Source organism: Mesorhizobium sp. M7A.F.Ca.CA.001.10.2.1 (assembly GCF_003998575.1).
Classification (GTDB): Bacteria; Pseudomonadota; Alphaproteobacteria; order Rhizobiales; family Rhizobiaceae; genus Mesorhizobium.
Genome location: NZ_RZQY01000993.1, coordinates 1 through 1,495, shown reverse-complemented (window position 1 = coordinate 1,495; position 1,495 = coordinate 1). Strand labels below are relative to the sequence as shown.

Annotated in this window: 3 protein-coding genes; 1 reads left to right on the top strand and 2 read right to left on the bottom strand. The window is 65.4% G+C overall.

The genetic code is table 11. The features are described from left to right. A partial coding sequence (locus EN964_RS34330; RefSeq protein ID WP_164776366.1) for a metallophosphoesterase occupies window positions 1-165 on the bottom strand: 165 nt, incomplete at its 3' end. 74 nt (window positions 166-239) lie between these two features. After that, window positions 240-596, bottom strand: coding sequence for a helix-turn-helix transcriptional regulator (locus tag EN964_RS34325; RefSeq protein WP_127269317.1), 357 nt, complete (start codon window positions 594-596; stop codon window positions 240-242). A gap of 199 nt (window positions 597-795) precedes the next feature. Between EN964_RS34325 and EN964_RS34320 the strand changes: the two genes are divergently transcribed. Then, window positions 796-1,495: MFS transporter (locus EN964_RS34320; protein ID WP_164776364.1), on the top strand; the 700-nt coding region annotated here is incomplete at its 3' end.

The window sequence follows — 1,495 nt, the reverse complement described above, 5'->3', positions numbered from 1 at the left end:
GTTGGAGGCGCTGAACCTGCCGACCGTGCGCGGCCAGAGCGGGCCGGAAACGCTGTCGCCGAGATTGACGGTCAGGTCGGCGCCGCCGCGCCGCTCCAGATCGTCAAGCACGGCGTCGAGCGCCAGCACATTGCCGTGGATATCGGCGAGGACGGCGATGCGCATTTCGGGAAGCTCCTGTGTGACGCCGCTTTTCCTTTTCCCCACGTTCGTGGGCGAGGAACCCAAGTTCTGCAAGGTCAGGCGTGCACTTCAATATCGTGGCCGCCGACCGCCGGCAGTGCCGGATCGTCGCCGGCGGCGGCGATGACGCTGTCGAGCAGGCCGGGGAAGCGGGCGTCGAGATCGGCGCGGCGCAGTGTGATCATGCGGTTGGTGCCGACCACCTCGGCGCGGGTGACGCCGGCCTCGCGCAATTTGGCCAGGTGGTAGCTCAGATTGGTCTTCGAGCCGAAATCGAGGAACTGGCTGCAGTTCAGCGGCACGCCTTGCTTGCTGGCGAGATAGCGCACGATGGCGAGCCGGGTCGGGTCGCCGAGCACGCCAAGCACGATCGGCAGGCTGATCTGGTCCGTATTGGGGTGTGGCAAGGTCATGGCTCGAAACTAAGCACAGTCGGGTCCGATTTCAACGCATCCATCATTGTTGGCCCGCACGCGGCCTTTCTCCGTCTGGCGCCGACCTGTGCTGACACAGGGCTGTCAGGAAGGTTCAGCTATTTTTCCCTGGCTTCATTGACATGATGCCCTATTGTGTCCAATTGTTCAATAACTTTTGAACTAAGGACATCCCGCCATGGACAAGCGCCTTTTCTGGCTCGCGCTCGGATCGTTCACGATCTCGACCGAAGGCTTCGTCATCTCCAGCCTTCTGCCCGACATCGCGGCGGATGCCGGTATCTCCATTCCGCTGGCCGGCACGCTGATCACCGCCTTTGCGCTCGCCTATGCGATCGGCACGCCGATCCTGGCGACGCTGACAGGCGAGTGGGACCGGCGCCGCGTCATCCTGTGGACGCTGGTGTTCTTCGTGCTCGGCAACGTCGCCGCTGCCTTGAGTTCCTCCTTCGAACTGCTGCTGGTCGCGCGCATCGTCATGGCGCTGTCGTCGGGCCTGTTCGCCGCAACCGCGCAAGGCACCGCGGTGGCGCTGGTCGATGACCATCACCGGGCGCGTGCCATCGCCGTCGTCGTCGGCGGCACCACGGTGGCCGTTGCGCTCGGTGCGCCACTGGGCGCGCTCGTTGCCACCGTTGCCGGCTGGCGCGGAACTTTTTTTGCCATCGCCGGCCTTGGCGCGCTTGCCGGCGCGATCCTTTGGTACCGGCTGCCGCGGGGCATCGTTGGCACCAGGCTGCCCTTGAAGCGCAGGCTGGGGGCAGCGCTGCGTCCCGGCGTGATGCCGATCCTGTTGACGACAGTGCTGGCGCTGATCGGCGCCTTCACCGTCTTTGCCTATGTCGCGCCGCTTGCCATCGAGGGCGGCGGTCTCAGCC